Origin of the sequence: Paenibacillus farraposensis (genome assembly GCF_020736845.1) — a bacterium.
GTDB lineage: Bacteria > Bacillota > Bacilli > Paenibacillales > Paenibacillaceae > Paenibacillus > Paenibacillus farraposensis.
This window is the reverse complement of record NZ_JAFFQR010000064.1, coordinates 485,163-502,795: the sequence shown is the minus strand read 5'-3', so window position 1 is coordinate 502,795 and position 17,633 is coordinate 485,163. Positions and strand designations below refer to the sequence as shown.

Genomic DNA, 17,633 nt, shown 5'->3' with positions numbered 1-17,633 from the left:
AGTTACTGCAAAGGGGGTCAGATGTATATGCAGTACCGTATTCAACTATCCGCCGGTATGGCGGAGCAGCTTGGTGACGTAATTACGGTGGAGCTTTCACAGGAAACGGTGACCATTGCAGACCTTCGAACAAAGCTGAAGGAGCAATACCTGGAAGTGGCTTCACAGCTGCAAGGTTCTTTTTTTACTCATCATCAAAGGCTGGCTTCTCCGAACGAGCTTGTGCTTCCATCCGATCCCATCGCTCTTCTTCAGTCGGGACCCGGAATGGAAACGGTTGTTTCAACATGTGGATTTTTTGTGATCACATACGATCCGATTAATACCGATGAAGTCACCTCTAAGGTGCTCGACCCTTCTCATGGGGCCTCTCTGACCTTTCATGGGACGACTCGGGAATATACGCAAGGCCAGCGAACCGTGCTGCTTGAATATGAGGCGTATGTCCCGATGGCCATAAACACGATGAAGCAAATTGGCGACGAAATTGCAGAACGTTGGCCTTCTTCACGAATTGCAATTACACATCGGCTGGGCACAGTGAGAATTGGAGAGGCCAGTGTCGTCATTGCCGTTTCTGCTGCGCACCGCGATACATGCTACGAAACCAGCCGCCATGCCATTGAACGGTTAAAGCAAATCGTACCGATTTGGAAAAAGGAAGTGTGGGAGGACGGCTCAGAGTGGAAGGGACATCAACTGGGTGGCTGGAATCCTCATAATACCCAATAGCTTCAAAGAATAAGAGCGGGGATATCTGGACTTTTAGCATGTCTGATCAACTTGCAGCTATCAATGGATAAGAAGTATGGGGGCGTAAATCAACGATGTCAGTAATAAACAAGGACCAGAAAACGGATGCTGATGTACAAGCACATACGCATGCTTCTCCTGCCCGTTATTCCAGACAGGAATTATTCTCGAAAATTGGAACGACAGGTCAACAAAATATTCGCGGCAAGCACGTCCTGATGGTGGGTGCTGGAGCACTGGGTACCGCCAATGCGGACATGCTGGTGCGAGCGGGCATCGGGCGGCTGACGCTGGTAGACCGCGATTATGTAGATTGGAGCAATTTGCAACGGCAGCAGCTCTATGACGAAGCCGATGCCTGTAATCAGATGCCCAAGGCGATAGCCGCCCAGAAACGATTGCAGCAAATCAATTCGGACGTGGACATCCGTGCGCTAGTCCGGGATGTATCGCTGGAGGAAATCGACGATATCGCCGCAGGGGTGGACCTCATCGTAGATGCCACCGATAACTTCGATACACGTCTGCTTATGAACGATTACGCGGTCAAGCACCGAATCCCCTGGATTTACGGTGCGTGTGTGGGCAGCTATGGGACAACTTTTACCATCGTGCCGGAGCAGACACCATGTCTGCATTGCCTGCTCGGAGCTGTACCGCTCGGTGGTGCGACCTGCGATACGGTCGGTGTGATTAGCCCGGCTGTACAGATGGTGGCAGCTTACCAAAGCGCGGAGGCATTGAAGCTGCTCACCGGGGACGTTTCGGCTTTGCAGAACAGGCTGATTACCTTCGATCTGTGGAACAATCAACACCAGGCGATCCAGGTAAGCGCCATGAAAAAAGCCGATTGCCCGACGTGCGGTGAACATCCAGTGTATCCCTTTTTACAATCGGAGCATCAGGCTAAAACGGCTGTCTTGTGCGGGCGCGATACGGTCCAAATCCGCCCGGCGCCGGGCGCTGCACGTGATCTGAACGAAGCGGCGCGCCTGTTATCCCGTCAGGGGGGCAAGGTGGAGCATAATCCATACTTGGTATCCGTCGTTATCGGGACGCATCGAATCGTTCTTTTTCAAGATGGACGCGTTTTAATCCATGGCACGAAGGACATCGCCGAGGCGAGATCTATTTATCACAAATATTTGGGATGACCACATTTTCGTCGCTTCATTCGGAATTTATAGGGACAGGAGTCGAACAAGTTGAAATTCAAATTCGGGTACATATTCACGCTTGTTGGATTGTCGGCATGGATACTGGCTGGTTGCTCGACTCCGGCTGCACAGCAGCTGTCACAGTCCGCGCAGTCTGCACAGTCTGCACCCAAAACAGAATTGATCGTATCTGCCGCCGCGAGTCTTCAGGATAGTCTGAATACACTCAAGGACCAGTATGAGAAACAACATTCCGATATTAAACTTACCTTTAACTACGCTTCATCCGGCACACTGCAAAAGCAAATTGAGCAGGGCGCACCCGCTGATGTATTTATTTCGGCAGGCATGAAGCAGATGAAAGCATTGACCGATGCTGGTTTAGTAGAAAAGGATAGCGTACTGCTTCAAAATAAACTGGTTGTGGTTGTTCCGCAGGTGAAGGAGAAAGGTACGGGTAACCAAAGCATTACGCTCAATGATCTGGAGGGGCCTTCCTTCCTGAAGCTGGCGGTTGGTGAGCCTACGACCGTTCCTGCCGGACAGTATTCCAAAGAAGCGCTGACGAAGGCTGGGCTTTGGGACAAGTTGGAGCCCAAGATGGTATTCGCCAAGGACGTGAGACAAGTATTAAACTACGTTGAAACAGGTAATGCCGATGCCGGACTTGTCTACCTGACGGATGCCAAATCATCCGATAAAGCTGTTGTTGCGCTGGAAGTACCAGAGGAATTGCATGCACCAATCCTGTATCCGGAAGCTATTGTAAAAGCAACTAAGCACAGCAAGGAAGCAGGCGAGTTTCTCGATTTTCTGCGTACAGATGAAGCCATGGGTGTGTTCAGTAAAGATGGGTTCTCAGCTCCTGCAGAAACAACTGGGAAATAGAATTCATATCTAAAGGAGGGGGTTATGTTGGATTGGTCCGCTTTCCTGCCTCCAGTTATCGTATCCGTCAAAGTAGCGCTCGCCGCCAGCATTTTTGTCTTTCTGTTAGCTATCGTAGTAGCTCGGATCATGGCGAACTGCAAGCTGCGGAGGGGGATCAGTGTGATCGAGACGGTGTTACTTCTTCCGCTTGTCTTGCCTCCAACCGTTGTTGGCTTTATTTCACTCATTTTAATGGGGAGAAGAAGCTGGATCGGTATAGCCTTTGAAAGCTTGTTTCAACAGACGATCGTGTTTACATGGGGAGCAGCCGTAGTGGCCGCCGTGATCGTGGCCTTTCCGTTAGCTTACCGGATGATCAAGGCAGGCTTTGAAGCAGTAGACCCCGATATAGAGCAGGCTGCACGTACGCAAGGTGCCAACGAATGGCAAGTGTTTCGCTATATTACGATGCCACTGGCCCGCCGTACGCTCATCTCGGGATACATTCTCGGATTTGCCCGAGGGCTAGGGGAATTTGGTGCTACGCTGATGCTTGCGGGCAATATTCCTGAACAGACTCAAACCCTGTCCACGGCGATTTACATCGCGTCCGAGGCCGGGAATATGCCGCTAGCCTGGAGCTGGGTAGCCGTCATCATTCTATTCTCTTTTATCATGCTTATGCTTTCAAATCGGCTGGTGAAGGAATAGTCCTCAGCTCACTCCCTCTGCTACGGCAAAACTGGCCGGGCTAACCTCATTAGGGCAGCTGCGGCAACGATTAGGGCGGCTTAGATTACCAAGAACCCCTGCACTTGCTACACCCGCAGGGGTTCTTGTTTCTTTTGGAGCCTACCGCCGGTCGAGACTGTACTCCGTATGTAGGCGGGACAGGCTAAGTAAATTTGTGGTATGATTCACAAGATCAAACACAGGGGGATGAGGAATCATGAAGAAACTCGGGAAAATTTTTCTGGCAGGTCTAGCCATGGTTATGGGACTTGGCCTGGCGACCGGAAATGTGCAGTCCCCCATCGCCTCCGCAGCTGGCACCGAATACTTTGTGGCGACGAACGGGAGTGACTCCAACGCCGGAACGAGCGACGCGCCGTGGAAGACACTCCAGCACGCGGCTGACGCAGCTCCTGCAGGCAGCACGGTTTACGTCCGGGGCGGCGTGTACAATCAGAAATTGAAGATCACCCGCTCCGGCTCCGCTTCGCAGGGCCCTATTGTGTTCACCAACTATGGGACAGAGACCGCCATCATTGACGGCACTGGACTTTCGGTCAGTGGCACCGAAGGGATGATCGAACTAGCCAATGTCAGTTATGTTACCGTTCAGGGGTTTGAAATCCGTAATTTTACTACGGCTTCCAAGAACACGGTGCCTGTAGGCATTTATGTCCACGGTTCAGGCGGCTTCATTAAGTTGTCCAACAACAAAATCCATGACATCAAAAATACGGTCACCCTGACCAGCAAGGATCTGCTGGGCCGGGACGCCCACGGCATCGCTGTTTATGGCACGAAAGCTCCGGCTTCGATTCATGACTTAACGATCAGCGGCAATGAGTTGTACAATCTCGTGCTGGGCTCCAGCGAATCGCTCGTTTTAAACGGCAATGTGGACGGCTTTGCAGTGACCGGTAACCTCGTTCACGATAATGACAACATCGGGATCGATCTCATCGGCTTTGAGGGAACTGCGCCGAATACCGCTTACGATCAGGCACGAAACGGGTTGGTAAGGGGCAACCGGGTGTACAATAATTCTGTTCAAAATAACCCGTCTTACAAGAGCGATGGCAACTCGGCCGGCGGCATTTATGTGGATGGAGGCAAGGACAGCATTATCGAGCAGAACTATAGCTACAACAACGACATCGGCATCGAGATTGCTTCCGAGCATGCCGGTAAGGCCACCAGTAATATTACGATCCGTAGCAACGTGATTTATAACAACAGGCTGACCGGCATCGCTATGGGCGGTTACGATGATGAGCGCGGCTCGACGGTGAACTGCAAGATCGTAAACAATACGCTGTACAAGAACGATATATTGGGTGGCGGAAGCGGCCAGCTTTTCGTTCAGTACGATACACGAAGCAACGTAATCAAGAACAACATCTTCGTGGCGAGCTCTACGGATGTGCTTATTTACAATGAATATTCCAAAAATGCTGGAAACGTGCTGGATTATAACTTGTATTTCGCCCCCGGCGGGAGCGATGAAGCGAACTGGACATGGAAAAATAAAGAATATACGGGTTTCTCCGCTTATAAAAAGGGAACCGGTAACGATGCACATTCTTTGTCCATCAATCCTGAATTTGTAAATGCTGCGGGAGGCAATTTCCATCTCCAGTCTTCGTCTCCGGCAATCGATGCTGGTGATACAGACCGTGCCATCATCGGAACGCTGGATATTGACGGAAAGCCTAGAGTCAAGGGAGCCGCTGTGAACATCGGCGCCTTCGAGTAAGCCTCATATTCAATGACAAACAGTGCATACCGACACGATATGGTACGCACTGTTGAACGTTTTTACTGTGTTCCTTGCATAGAATCAAAAAATTCCGGATTACGTACCGTGATATTCTGACTGGAGTCGTTTTTTTATAGTTAGATATGATATTGACTTTTAAATTTGAAAATCTCATCAACAGCTTGATGATATCCTCCTGATTTTCGGAAGGATTCGCTAATATTTGCAACAGCTTTTTTGAAAGAGGAGAGGCTTAGTACATGATCTACAGCTTCACGTAGCTGATTTGCAGTCAAGCTTTGCATTTGTAATTTAATGCCTGCTCCAATATTGGCAACTTGCTCCGCAACGATCGGCTGATCCGCGTTTTGCGGGATTACAATTAGCGGCACTCCGTAATAGAGACCTTCATGGGCACTGTTCATTCCACCATGTGTAATAAATAATTCAGTGCATTGCAGTACATCCGTTTGTGGAACATAATTTTTTACGATGAAGTTTTTGGGAATTTCCCCTAAATCAGTGATTTGGATTTTATCCCCAACAGACATGATAATCGTATGATCGGTGTCCCCCAATGCCTCAAAACAAAGCTTATAGAAATTAAGAGCTTGGTTAAAGACTGTACCCAGTGAAATGTAAATTGGTTTTTTCTCCTTGATTGCCGTAAAGTCGAAGTTTTCTTGCGTTAATCGTGAAGAGATGGATGGACCTACGAATTTATAAGATTGGTCGAATGCCTCTCCATAAGGTTGAAACTCCCTTGTTGTATAAACAATGGTAAGTGGTGCAGGATTGCAAAACACTTCGTATGGAGAAGGGATCTCCACATCATATTTTTCCTTCACCATTACCGTCAGGCTTTGAAATTTATCGTTTATAGGTTTAACTATTTCTGTAGGAATTTTTACAGAAAGTTGTTCCAACATTTGATCGAATGATACTTTTGTCTGCGCAAAAGAAGTACAAGAGTTGATTGCAGGAAGCTTAAGAATTTGAGCAAGCAAACGTCCACAACCAAACATGGAATCATGGATGATGTAATCATAATGCTCTCCTTTGATCTGTTCAAGAACGCTTGGTATAACGATATCTGCCGTAAGCAAAAGACCATTGATTCTTTCGGGTAAATAATCTCTTCCACCTGAGATAAAGGCTTTTATAAATTTTTGATCGTCAAATGTTCGTACTGAAGCTCCCGTCTTCTCAATACGCTCGCGAAAAGCTTCTACCGAAAAGTACACGACCTCTTCTCCACGAGAAATAAGCTCTTGTACGACTCCAATCGTTGGATTGATATGTCCCTCTGCTCCACCATTTATAAATAAAACACGCGCCATTTCTACCACTCCTTGGGTATACTGTTCTCTAAAAAATCTCGAAACTCTAATTACCATATTTTTACCATATTTCATCGGTTAATTCAATAAAAAAGGATGCTCCCGCGTCTTTGCTTGAGTTACGTCCTCCTCATGATACTACCATTTCGAATTATTATTAGCACATACACGATTAGCATGTAGTACTTTGAAAAGATCTATAGCTCAACAGCAAAAGTATGTTACAAGAAACACTTGCGCAAAATCTCTGTTTTATGTGAGAGGAATCGGTTATGATGGAAATAGTAACAAGGATTCTAGCAGATTTAGGAGAGCGGTGCGAGATGAGAAAGGAAACGGGTTTTAACGAAATTATTCGAAAAGTACGTAAAGAGCTATTTGGGAAAGGTCCGGAACGCATACATACCACCTTTGTAGATAATATGGCCATTACGATGCTATATGGTAATTTAACTCCATCCGAGAAGTTTTTGGCGCAAGAGCTTTCCGGGAAAGAGATGGTGCATGCAGCCCGGACCAGGATGGTGCAGAAAATCTATCCCGTACAATTCAATAAAGAATTGGAGGATTATATGGACTCCCGGCTGCTGTACCTCTTTTCGGACATTAAAGTGGAAGAGGATATAGCCATCTCTGTTTTTGTGTTTGCGGACAATATTACAGCAAAATAGGGCCGAGGTGAACACCTAAGCGACAATGCTCCAATGCATGTTGATCATGGGACACCCGTTTTTTCGCAAAACAGAGGTTACATTAACCGATATGCATATTTGAATAGGGATGTGTGAGATTTGGAGTGTGTCATTTTTATTGGAATCCAGGCTTCGGGGAAGTCGACATTTTATAAAGAACATTACTTCAATACACATATGCGGATCAATCTCGATATGCTGAAAACACGGAATAGGGAAAATATTTACCTTCAAGCCTCCATCGAAACCATGCAGCGCTTTGTGGTAGACAATACGAATCCAACAGTCGTGGAACGGAAGAGATATATAGATGCTTGTAAAAATAAGGGGTTTAAGATTATTGGCTACTATTTTGAACCCAATTTTGTAGAGTCCATCAAGCGCAATGAAAAGCGAACAGGTAAAGAACGAATCCCTGAAATGGGTATAAAAAGCGTAACGAGTAAACTTGAAGTGCCAAGCTACGAAGAAGGGTTTGATGAGCTCTATAGTGTGATTTCCAGTGAAGGAACGTTTCAGATCAAAAAGTTGCCGGAGAACTAAGCGGGATTATTGGCTGCATTTTGTTTCTGTAAAGGAAATCTACGAAGGCAGCGTGGGGGAGGATGCTCAACCATTTCATGCCTAATTTACCAAGGAAGATCTGCTGGGTTTTGATGTCATTGACGGTAAATATAAATTTGAGACAGACTGGAACTACTTTATTCTTCACCAGAAAGAGCAGCTGTAAGCTGTCTATGAAACGGAGATAAAGCATATCAGCGCATGAAGAAAGAAATCATGTCACTGGATGGATTGGAACATGTAAACATAGCCAACGAATAAGACTATCAAGCTCGCAAAGCGTTTTTCTAGAAAAACGAAAACATTTACCCCTATTCCTCCTTTGGAAATGCCAAAGAATCTCTAGATGAACCTACCCACGATTTTGAGGAAAGCAATCCGGCAGTTGCGACTGAGCTTTCCTGAAGTTAACGTTTTTTTGGATGATATCGCATTTCAGTCTAATGAGGCTCAAAGCTATTTAAAAGAATATGGGGAGTCTCTGAAAGAGATGCGTCCGTTTGAGCAGACCAATATACTCCAGGTGTCGAAGCGACCCAATGGTGAGACTTTTACCTATATCGGTTCCTTCACCGGATATTATTTTCAGGTGTTTGGGGTGGATACCGTCTATTTATTTTACGATCAAGAATTAAGGAAAGCGGTAATTAGCTTTGAATATTAAGAAAAAACGCGTAAACTGGTGCGAACCCCAAGCACACATAAAAATCCCGGATCATTCGCACCTCAAGCGGGACGCGAGATTTCAGGGATTTGCACCCATTTGTCTCCATTTTTTTGAGTCGAAAAAAGACATTCGCACTAAACACGCCGGGGAACCTTGCCACGTAAGGCTTCTCAATGCGCACTGTCGCTCCCTATATGGGAGCGTGGATTGAAATCAATAGATAGCTCCATAAGTACGATTCCCGGAGAGTCGCTCCCTATATGGGAGCGTGGATTGAAATAAGCTGTAATTCAAAAATACGCTGTTACGGTAGAGTCGCTCCCTATATGGGAGCGTGGATTGAAATACGGGTGAAGGTCTTGCCCGAGGTATTGAAGGGACGTCGCTCCCTATATGGAGCGTGGATTGAAATCGCAATCCAGGTTTTAAGAGGACTGAGAAGCAAATGAAGTATTTTTTAGCGGCCTGCCACTGCCTCATTGTTTCTGTTGATCGCGGCTCAGGGAAGAATCTCTAACGGTTAGATCAGCCTGCGAACCCAAGCACCGATTGGATACAAGGAATTCCAAATGAAAATCCTCAAGAACTATCTTCGATTAAAACCAGAATTTGATTTATGATACAGGTAGAATCCTAGAATTCTACTGTATTTATGGAAATAGAGAGATTTTTTCAACTTATTTGAGGAGATTCAGTATGAAAAGGCTCAAAAAGGTGTTTCAGTTACACTAAGCTCGATATTCACCCAATCATTTGTATACATTAACCATCAAACCAGTGCTTCGGGCTGGCAAAATTGAAATTACCGGCTATAACTCCAATGGTTATTATGATTATCCGACGTATTCTTATGGTCGCCATTACCGCATTAACGGAGGCAGCAATCTGATTGTGAATGGTGTCGTTAAAACAACAGACGGCCAGCTGGTTCCCAATGCCCCTGTCACGGTCGTATGGCTGGACAAGAACTGAAGCGAGGCTAGCGGCAACCGTACCCGAACGGCTTCTACGTATACGAACGATAATGGGACATTCAGTGTGACCCTTGCTCTCCCGCAATCGACAGGGAAAAATGTAGAATATATCAGTGCAATCGGCTCCACACACTATTTTGATCTTTCAGAAGCAGCTGCTCAGGTCGATGGGACTTCTATTAGTACCACGGATATCATTTATCTTTTTGCATACAGTTTGAGAAATTAAAATCTTATAAGGTAGTGTAATTCATAGGAGTCGCTTTTTTAGAATGGCCGGCTGATGCTTTCCATTTTATAAAAGGCGGCTCTTTTGACTACATATCAAAATATTTACTTTTGTGAAAAGGAAATCGAAACATGCAAAATGCGGACATAGGTAATTGCTTCCTGTTGCCAGATAATCGAATTAAAAATATTTAGCACAGTATATTCCATTAGAACCAGAAATGGTTTATGATAGGGTCATACAGCCTAGAAGATGCCCTGGTTTATCTGGGGAATAGCGGGAATTCCTTAAACCATTTGAGAGGGGATTTCAGTATGAAAAGGCTCAGAAAGGCTATTTCAGTAATGCTATGCACGATGCTTCTGTTCGCTATCGGGGCAACTGCAAATGCAAGTCCAAGCACAGAGGGAGTACCGGATCAAGTGATTAAAACGGAATCAGAGATTCCGCTAACAACTGTGAAAGAAGACAAAATTGAGCATTTGACACGGTCAGACAAGCCAGACAGCGTTACGTCTTCGGTTTATGTATTGCAGGACAATCTCAACTTTAAGGCACCAGAGACAACCTCATTGAAAAAGGAAACCGTTTCTTCGCTGAAAACAAGCCTAATGGCTGCATCGGCCACAGCTTCTACAGCTACGTACTCCGGTACGATTACGCAGGAGGGAGATACACAGTTTTTATATCCGATTTATTTGCAGCCCGGTGAACTGTTGCAGGCTCGGTTGGATGGTCCATTTTCGGCACAGCTTGACTATGACTTATACTTATACGAGTTTGATATGACGACAGGTGATATTAATCCAAATGCCATTGACGCCTCCACCTATGGTACTTATTTTAACAAGTATGAACAGGGGTCTGCATCACTTCCTGAAAGCGTAGGAACGCGCAATGCCGCTGGATTTGAAAAAGCTTATGCGATTGCAGTTCATTCCAAGAAGGGATCAAGTATAACTGACCCTTTCTATCTAACCGTGGATGTAAGCTCCCAGTATGATGCCTATGAACCGGATGAGAGTGCTTTTCATGCATACAACTTTACTTTTAGTACGGGTGGATCATCGCTTAATTCGCGCTCCATTAATTCAGGCATTGATAACGACTGGTACCGAATCACGATCCCTGCCAGCCGTAATTATGATGGATTAAATGTTAAGCTGGACAGCACCTCAGAAAGCTACGGATACAAAGCAGAAGTTTACGGAGCCCTTACCGGCAACCAAATGGTGCTTCTGCCGCAAACGAATCACAATGTGTCCTTGAATACAGGTACCTACTATGTGCGAGTGTACACTACCAACCAATATTCACCCGACCATTTATATACACTTACACTCAAACCGGTGCTTCGGGCTGGTAAAATTGTAATTACCGGTTACGACTCTATCAACGGTCCGAATGACTATCCATCCTACTCTTATGGTCGCCATTATCGGGTTAATGGAAACACCAATTTAACTGTAAAGGGGGTTGTTACTACAACGGATAATTATCCAGTAGCAAATGCGCCAGTTAATGTGACATGGTTGAATCAGAACTGGACTGAAAGCAGTGGAAATCGAACTCGTACAGGCACAGGTTATACGGATCAAAATGGAACCTTCAGTTTGACTCTTTCCCTGCCGCATTCAACGGGAAGTATTGCGGAATACTTGTCTGGACCAATAAGGTTTACACATTACTATGATCTTTCAGGTGTAGCTGCCCAGGTGTCAGATACTTCGCTTACAGCCACAGATATTGTATATCACTTTGCCTATAGTATTTATGGTGGTCGTAGTTAATGAGAGCATCAAGTAACTAGTTGCTTTAACATTTTATATCTAAGCAAAGGAAGCTTGCTTCAGAATTGTTCATTTTTAGGACAAGGCATATATTCATTCCATATATGCTTTGTCCGATATATATAGCAACAGGGTTACATTTCATTATACATACGCCTCAGATTACCTGTTATAAAAATGACAGGAGGAAACAGGATGAATTTTGAACCTCTTAGAGCGCAACAAGCAGTTGTTCACTCTAGTAACGTACGAATCAATCCGACAACCAAGCAAGCCTCATCCCCCCAACTGCATGAAGAAAACCGTACCAAATTTGAAGTTCAAGACTCTGTGGAAATTAGTGAGGCCAGCAGACAGCTAGCCGAAGGAGCTATTGTATCGCATGCTATCAAGTATTTCGGTACAACACAGATCAACGATTCATTAAACCGGGTTTTGGAAGGTCAGCCGGAAGAAGTGTCCAATGCAGTGTACAATATGATTCAATCCAATTTTATCGTCGACGGAACGGTAATGGATGAGAAGCAGCGAGCTGTATTGCTAGAGATGGGAGTTTCCCAATCCAAGTATATTGCAGATCATTACATGGAAGGCGATAAGGCCAAGGAATTTTTGAAAACAATGGATCAGATAGCGTCTATTGCCTTGACACGATCCGTTGATCCGGAGAGCGGGGATATCAGCTATACGACTCCAGCAGATCGTCCGCTGGGAGCCCCTGAGGATTACGTCAATCTGTCAGAAGTGATGAAGCAGGTGGACCCTCAAAAATACGCAGCATTTATGCATAACATTAATGGTGGAGGAAATGGATTGGACCAACTGTTGGATTTTGCACGCAAAGTTCCTCAACATCCCGATTGGATTAACAAATATAAGGAGCGCACAGCCCAGACTGAATGGTTGCTAAATAATGCACAGGTAAATAACCGGTTTGATAAAGCTGATACGACTTCCGCTTCTGCATTTATGAACAGCATGCAAAACCTGCTTAACGAAGCTTCCGCTACGCAGGATTCTTACATGCAGAATATGCGGGGATTTTTCCGGAACCTGGGCGTTCAGGTTCGTTAAAGCCTTTAAAGTTTTATCCGAGATGGGAAATTCCTGTTTACATCCTGCCTGGGACCAAGTATAATGAATTCAAAACATACTCGTGATATTGAGGAAGCACCTCGAACTTAGGTATTATTGCCTTTGTTTGGGGTGCTTTTTCTATGTTAGTTGAAGCGAGTCTGTAAAGCTCTATGAAAATACAATAAAGAAAGGAGAAATGTATGGATCGAAAAAATATGCGAAGGGCAAGGAATCATAGTAAATGGATGTATGGATTATTGGCTGTACTTCTGTTATTGATGATGATTCCCATATTTCCAGAAAGGGTATTAGCCGCTACCCAAGAGGTTATTGGGGGTCCTTTTTGCCAAAACAATTTACCGGATGGGGGTGATAGTTGGGGCTCTTCGTCGGGAAGGAGGGGAGGAGCAACGGAAGTTTATAGCGGCACGGGTTCGACAAGATATAAATGTGAGGGGAGTGCGCAGCCAACCAATCGTTTTGTTGATATTGGAAGATCGATTAAGACTTCTGATTACAGGATATTTGTTTATATTGAAGGTTCTTACCATACAGAAATATATGCATCTAATACGGCGGACGGGAACACTTGGCAGCCTAACGGAACCAATTTAAATACATGGACCAGTGTAACGAAATTCTATGCCGGTGGCATTTACCAAGGGAAATGGGTAGAGGTTACGAATTCCATTACATTAAGAGATGTTCGGTACTTTAGAGCCATGGGGTACAATCAGCAAACCAGTAATGAAATATCCAGGTTTGGAATCCATGTGATTCCCAAATCGGATTTGATGCCTCAACCGCCCCGGATTCAGGCAGGCGCAGAGGGCCAAACAGTTACAGGATGGAGTAAAGAATCTGTAACCGTGTGGATAGATGGGAATGTGGCGCCTGAAGGCCTCAAGTACTATGAGTATAGCCTGAATGGAGGTCCATTCCAGCCATATGCGGGACCCTTTACTGTATATGAACATGGCATAAATACAATCTATGCCCGGACAGTCGATATGAACAATCAGTACAGTGGTCTTTCCTCCGCGAATGTCCGAATAGACAAGATGCCCCCGACTCCACCAATCATAAGTGCAAAGGGAAACAGCAATGACTATACTATTTCATTGCAACTAGGAACAGACGATTATTCCGGACTGGCCCGTACTCAATTTCGGATAACGGGTGCTGTGAACCAAGATTGGCAAGACTATGATGAAGCGTTTCATGTGAATAAAGATGGCAAAAGCACGGTGTATGCACGCTCCATAGACAACGCTGGGAATGTGAGTCAAAAAGTAAACAAAGAAATTACCATTGATAAAAAGGGACCGACTGCCCCTGCTATTCGGGCTAGTGAAGCAGGTCCGACGATTCGTGATGTGAATATTGCCATTGATTCAGGGAGTGATCCTGCAAACGGAATCAAGATGACACAATATCGCTTGAGTCCGACAGGGGAGTGGGAGCCATATCATGGCGTTTTGACATTAACCACTGAAGGGAAGTACGAAATATCGGCCCGGACGGTCAATAACCTTGACGTGCCTGGTCCAATCGTGACCCAATCAGTCATCATTGATCGAACCAAGCCAACGCCTCCAAAAGTTGTGTTTTCCGAGGTAACGATGTTTACCCGATTTACCAATAAGCCAGTGCAATTTACTCTATCAGGTGCGACGGATACTTCAGCAGTGCATTATGAATACCAATTGGATTCTGGCGGATATGCATCTGGTTCATCGGGAATATTAAATCGTTCCGGCATCGTAAAAGTGACTGCTCAAGCTGTTGATACAGCTGGAAATCGAAGTGATCCGGTGTCGGCAACGTCTTATATCGATTTGGAACCCCCGACGATCCAACTGACACCGGATTCACGCGAATGGAAGGATTCCAGTATTCATGTGGGAATACGATTTGTCGATCAGCATTCGGGGATCGAACCAGCGACAATGCAGTATAAAATCACGAACAATCCTGATTCACCCGAAAATTGGGATACAGCGACCGATACAGCAATCCAGTTGAATCTTTCAAACGAGGGTGAATGGTACGTTCATGCCAAGGTCGCAGATCGGGCGGGCAACATTTCTGAAACAGTCAGCAGTGCACTTCGTATTCAAAAGCAGCCTGAGCCGGTTGTACTCTCAGCGACATCCGTACGAAACACAGAGGTCGATTTGCAGTGGACGCTCCCATCCAGCTTGAGTGATGGTTATGTCTATACCATCCGAAATCTAACAACTGATGAGGTGTGGGAGGTTGCGCATCCGACCAATTCGTTTACCAATAAAGGACTTGGCGGGGGACGGCAATACGAATATGAAGTACGTTCCAGTAATCATGTGGGAGGCAATGCATATTCCAATCGAGTTCGGATATTCACACTGCCCGATGCCCCTCAGCATGTCAAGTTAACTCCTGTCGCTCGTCATCCAGCAGAAATCATGGCCGACTTTACGCCGGTTGCTTCGGCTAACAAATATAATGTTACAGCAACAGAGGTAAGTACGGGTGAAGTCATATTTAAGGATACAGTTACAAAGGATGTTTATAATCCTATTACGGGAATGAAGCCAGGTAAATATTACGATGTATCTGTATCAGCAATCAATGACACTGGTGAGGGGGCAGCAAAGCATGTATCTTTTTTAAGCCTACCAGACAGCCCAGCCGGATTCCAAAATGTTACTGTAAGAGAAGATGGAGTCGAATTGAAATGGAAAGATGTAGTCACAGCCACATACTACGCCCTAGAACGAGATAACGTATCAGTCTATAATGATGTTTATACGGAATTTACAGATACCGATCTTCAGGCGGGAACAGAGTATGCTTATCGCATTTCGGCTGAAAATACAACGGGATTCGGAGACTATGCTCACCTTGGAGTCATCACATTACCAGCTCGGGTAACTACGCTGGCAAGTGTAACGAAGGATGTATATTCCATTGGTGTAGCGTGGCAGGATGTGCAGGGGGCTGACGGATACATCTTGGACTTGAACAATGAACCGATTATGCGGATTCCCCGGGGTATCCATTCTTATACTTTTGAGGGCCTGCCAGCAGGGCGGCCTGCAAGTATTCGAATCCGGGCCTACAATCGGAGTGGTATAGGTGGTAGTGCGTCTATCAATGAATTGACACTACCTGTTTCGGCGGTACAGCTTGCAGCTGTAGATGTTCGGGAGCACGAGGCCACATTGAAATGGGACCCGGTTGATGGAGCAACTCAATATAAGGTAACGATCAACGATCAAGATTATTATACCACCGAGCCACGTGTAGTTGTATCTGATTTAGAAGGTGGAAAAAACTACAATTTTCAAGTGAGTAGCGGCAACAGTAGTGGCTTCAGCCAGCCAGCGTGGGGTGAACTGCTGACGATTCCGCCTCAAGTGCGAAACATCAAGGTTACAGAGCTTGGGAATGAGCAGATTATGCTGAGTTGGGATGAAATCAAGGGGGCTCACCAATATGTTGTAACTCGCGGAGATACGGGGGAAATTACAGATGTTAAGGACACTACTGTTACGCTTTCAGGGATTCAACCTGGCATAATATATTCGTTTGGCATTCAAGCAATGAATAAGAGCGGTGCAGGTGACATAGCTCCCTTTACGTATCGTGCGTTGCCGGATGGAATACCAGACAATGGATTAATTGTGAAAGACGTGACAGATACGAATTTGATTGTTATGTGGAAAGAAGCTCCAGGTGCGGATGCTTACAATGTATACCAAAATGGGGCACTTATCGGTCATACGAGCCATCATGAGTTTGATATAGGCGGATTAGACAGTTCTACAGTGTATCTTATTACTGTCAAGCCAGTTAACACGAGTGGTGGAGGTAAGCCGACGGAAGCAGAAGTGGAAACGCTGCCGTCTCCAGATTTCAAGTTATTGAAGACAGCAACAACGAATAGCGAGTTTATCATCCATTGGGAGTCAGAGCATAAAAATGATATTTTCGTTCTCGCCAGTGGGAAAGGAACAGAACTATACCGTGGTAAGGAACGAATTTTTATCTGGAGACAACTCAGAGAGAGACAGCTATATACAGTTCAACTCTGGGCAGAAAACGGTCAAGGAAAACGCACAGAGGTAAAACAGATGAACGGTAAAACTACAGGGAACGCTGTGGTCACAGGTGGTGGAGGAGGAAGTTCAGCAAGTGTAAAACCGATTCAACCCGCTGTGCAGGAGTTGACAGAAGCAGAGCTTAGGCACGTTCCGCCTATAGAGACAAGACCTGAGCATTTTAGTGACATTGGTCAGGTATTTAATAGAGAGAAAATAAATGCACTTGCCGATTTGGGGATAGTTCAAGGAACTACCCGCACACATTTTGAGCCGAGCAGACCTGTAACCCGTATCGAGTTCACTTCGATGCTTGTCCGCTCCTTGAAGCTACCGTTAGAAACAGATGTGACCTTGGGCTTTGAGGATATCAATCCCTCAGCTTGGTACATTGATTTACTCAAAACGGCGATTAAAGATCAGGTCGCTCGCGGGTTTAGCAACAGAGAGTTTGGTCCAAATCGGGTCATAAACCGTGAACAGGCGGCTAAAATGGTGAATAATGTTATCCAGGCTACACCGCAGCGAGAAACCAGCATATATTCAGATGCCTCTCAAATTGTGGAGTGGGCCAGAAAGGATGTACTTGGTTTAACCGAAATTCATCTGGTGCAAGGATATCCAGATGGAAGCTTCCGTGCCAAACAGGAGGTTACACGTACGGAAGCAGCGGAGATGATTTATAACATGCTCCAAATGAATATAGCAGAATCAAGAGACGGCTATGATGTGAGTAACGGTAATAATTGAGACAGATTTGGTTGATAACTGAGACATTTTTGGATATATGTTTGAGACACTTTTATAACCATTAGAAACAAATCACTTGTTTTTGCTGGTTTTTTATGTTATTGAGTATATCTTCCCTGTATATTCAAATATATGGTGGTATGGATATCGAATTTAAATTACGTATCATAATTGATACTTTTTGCAAAGGTGATATGGTT

The 17,633-nt window shown here is 45.3% G+C and carries 12 protein-coding genes and 1 pseudogene; 12 read left to right on the top strand and 1 reads right to left on the bottom strand.

The features are described 5' to 3' along the window. Window positions 1-27 precede the first annotated feature (27 nt). The 5 genes from JO375_RS12040 (at window position 28) to JO375_RS12020 (ending at window position 5,265) form a co-directional block, all read left to right on the top strand. Window positions 28-732 (top strand): molybdenum cofactor biosynthesis protein MoaE, encoded by a 705-nt coding sequence (locus JO375_RS12040; protein ID WP_322098726.1) that lies wholly within the window; start codon window positions 28-30, stop codon window positions 730-732. A 95-nt stretch (window positions 733-827) separates the two neighbouring features. Further along, window positions 828-1,907 (top strand): thiazole biosynthesis adenylyltransferase ThiF, encoded by a 1,080-nt coding sequence (locus JO375_RS12035; RefSeq protein ID WP_229524694.1) that lies wholly within the window; start codon window positions 828-830, stop codon window positions 1,905-1,907. 51 nt (window positions 1,908-1,958) lie between these two features. Then, on the top strand, window positions 1,959-2,798 hold the full coding sequence (gene modA / locus JO375_RS12030; RefSeq protein ID WP_229524693.1) for a molybdate ABC transporter substrate-binding protein: 840 nt from the start codon (window positions 1,959-1,961) through the stop codon (window positions 2,796-2,798). A gap of 27 nt (window positions 2,799-2,825) precedes the next feature. Continuing rightward, a complete protein-coding gene (gene modB / locus JO375_RS12025; RefSeq protein WP_229524792.1) occupies window positions 2,826-3,491 on the top strand; it encodes a molybdate ABC transporter permease subunit in 666 nt (221 codons plus the stop codon). 238 nt (window positions 3,492-3,729) lie between these two features. After that, window positions 3,730-5,265 (top strand): right-handed parallel beta-helix repeat-containing protein, encoded by a 1,536-nt coding sequence (locus JO375_RS12020; RefSeq protein ID WP_229524692.1) that lies wholly within the window; start codon window positions 3,730-3,732, stop codon window positions 5,263-5,265. Window positions 5,266-5,405: 140 nt separating this feature from the next. Here the strand turns inward: JO375_RS12020 and JO375_RS12015 are convergent, their stop codons facing one another. Continuing rightward, window positions 5,406-6,608 (bottom strand): macrolide family glycosyltransferase, encoded by a 1,203-nt coding sequence (locus JO375_RS12015; protein WP_229524791.1) that lies wholly within the window; start codon window positions 6,606-6,608, stop codon window positions 5,406-5,408. Window positions 6,609-6,931: 323 nt separating this feature from the next. On the opposite strand from JO375_RS12015, the gene JO375_RS12010 reads away from it, so the two are divergent. From JO375_RS12010 to JO375_RS11980, 7 genes and pseudogenes are all read left to right on the top strand, one after another. Further along, window positions 6,932-7,279: a DUF2294 domain-containing protein gene (locus JO375_RS12010; RefSeq protein ID WP_229524691.1), complete on the top strand. Its 348-nt coding sequence runs from the start codon at window positions 6,932-6,934 to the stop codon at window positions 7,277-7,279. 120 nt (window positions 7,280-7,399) lie between these two features. Continuing rightward, window positions 7,400-7,843 (top strand): AAA family ATPase, encoded by a 444-nt coding sequence (locus JO375_RS12005; RefSeq protein ID WP_229524690.1) that lies wholly within the window; start codon window positions 7,400-7,402, stop codon window positions 7,841-7,843. Between the two features lie 385 nt (window positions 7,844-8,228). Continuing rightward, on the top strand, window positions 8,229-8,528 hold the full coding sequence (locus JO375_RS12000) for a hypothetical protein (RefSeq protein ID WP_229524689.1): 300 nt from the start codon (window positions 8,229-8,231) through the stop codon (window positions 8,526-8,528). A 738-nt stretch (window positions 8,529-9,266) separates the two neighbouring features. Next, window positions 9,267-9,734 (top strand): annotated as a pseudogene (locus JO375_RS11995) (hypothetical protein); the annotation flags it as partial. Window positions 9,735-10,048: 314 nt separating this feature from the next. Beyond that, the gene (locus JO375_RS11990) at window positions 10,049-11,524 is read left to right on the top strand and encodes an Ig-like domain-containing protein (RefSeq protein ID WP_229524688.1); all 1,476 of its coding nucleotides are present in this window, start codon (window positions 10,049-10,051) and stop codon (window positions 11,522-11,524) included. 195 nt (window positions 11,525-11,719) lie between these two features. Continuing rightward, entirely contained in the window at window positions 11,720-12,598 is an 879-nt protein-coding gene (locus JO375_RS11985; RefSeq protein WP_229524687.1) for a hypothetical protein, read from the top strand. A 203-nt stretch (window positions 12,599-12,801) separates the two neighbouring features. Continuing rightward, the gene (locus tag JO375_RS11980; protein WP_229524686.1) at window positions 12,802-17,433 is read left to right on the top strand and encodes a fibronectin type III domain-containing protein; all 4,632 of its coding nucleotides are present in this window, start codon (window positions 12,802-12,804) and stop codon (window positions 17,431-17,433) included. Window positions 17,434-17,633: the final 200 nt, after the last annotated feature.

Excerpts from the sequence above, each read along its gene's own strand:
- JO375_RS12040 (WP_322098726.1), top strand. The coding sequence starts at position 28 with ATGCAGTACCGTATTCAACTATCCGCCGGTATGGCGGAGCAGCTTGGT.
- JO375_RS12035 (WP_229524694.1), top strand. The coding sequence starts at position 828 with ATGTCAGTAATAAACAAGGACCAGAAAACGGATGCTGATGTACAAGCA.
- JO375_RS12020 (WP_229524692.1), top strand. The coding sequence starts at position 3,730 with ATGAAGAAACTCGGGAAAATTTTTCTGGCAGGTCTAGCCATGGTTATG.
- JO375_RS12015 (WP_229524791.1), bottom strand. The coding sequence starts at position 6,608 with ATGGCGCGTGTTTTATTTATAAATGGTGGAGCAGAGGGACATATCAAT.
- JO375_RS12010 (WP_229524691.1), top strand. The coding sequence starts at position 6,932 with ATGAGAAAGGAAACGGGTTTTAACGAAATTATTCGAAAAGTACGTAAA.
- JO375_RS11990 (WP_229524688.1), top strand. The coding sequence starts at position 10,049 with ATGAAAAGGCTCAGAAAGGCTATTTCAGTAATGCTATGCACGATGCTT.
- JO375_RS11985 (WP_229524687.1), top strand. The coding sequence starts at position 11,720 with ATGAATTTTGAACCTCTTAGAGCGCAACAAGCAGTTGTTCACTCTAGT.
- JO375_RS11980 (WP_229524686.1), top strand. The coding sequence starts at position 12,802 with ATGGATCGAAAAAATATGCGAAGGGCAAGGAATCATAGTAAATGGATG.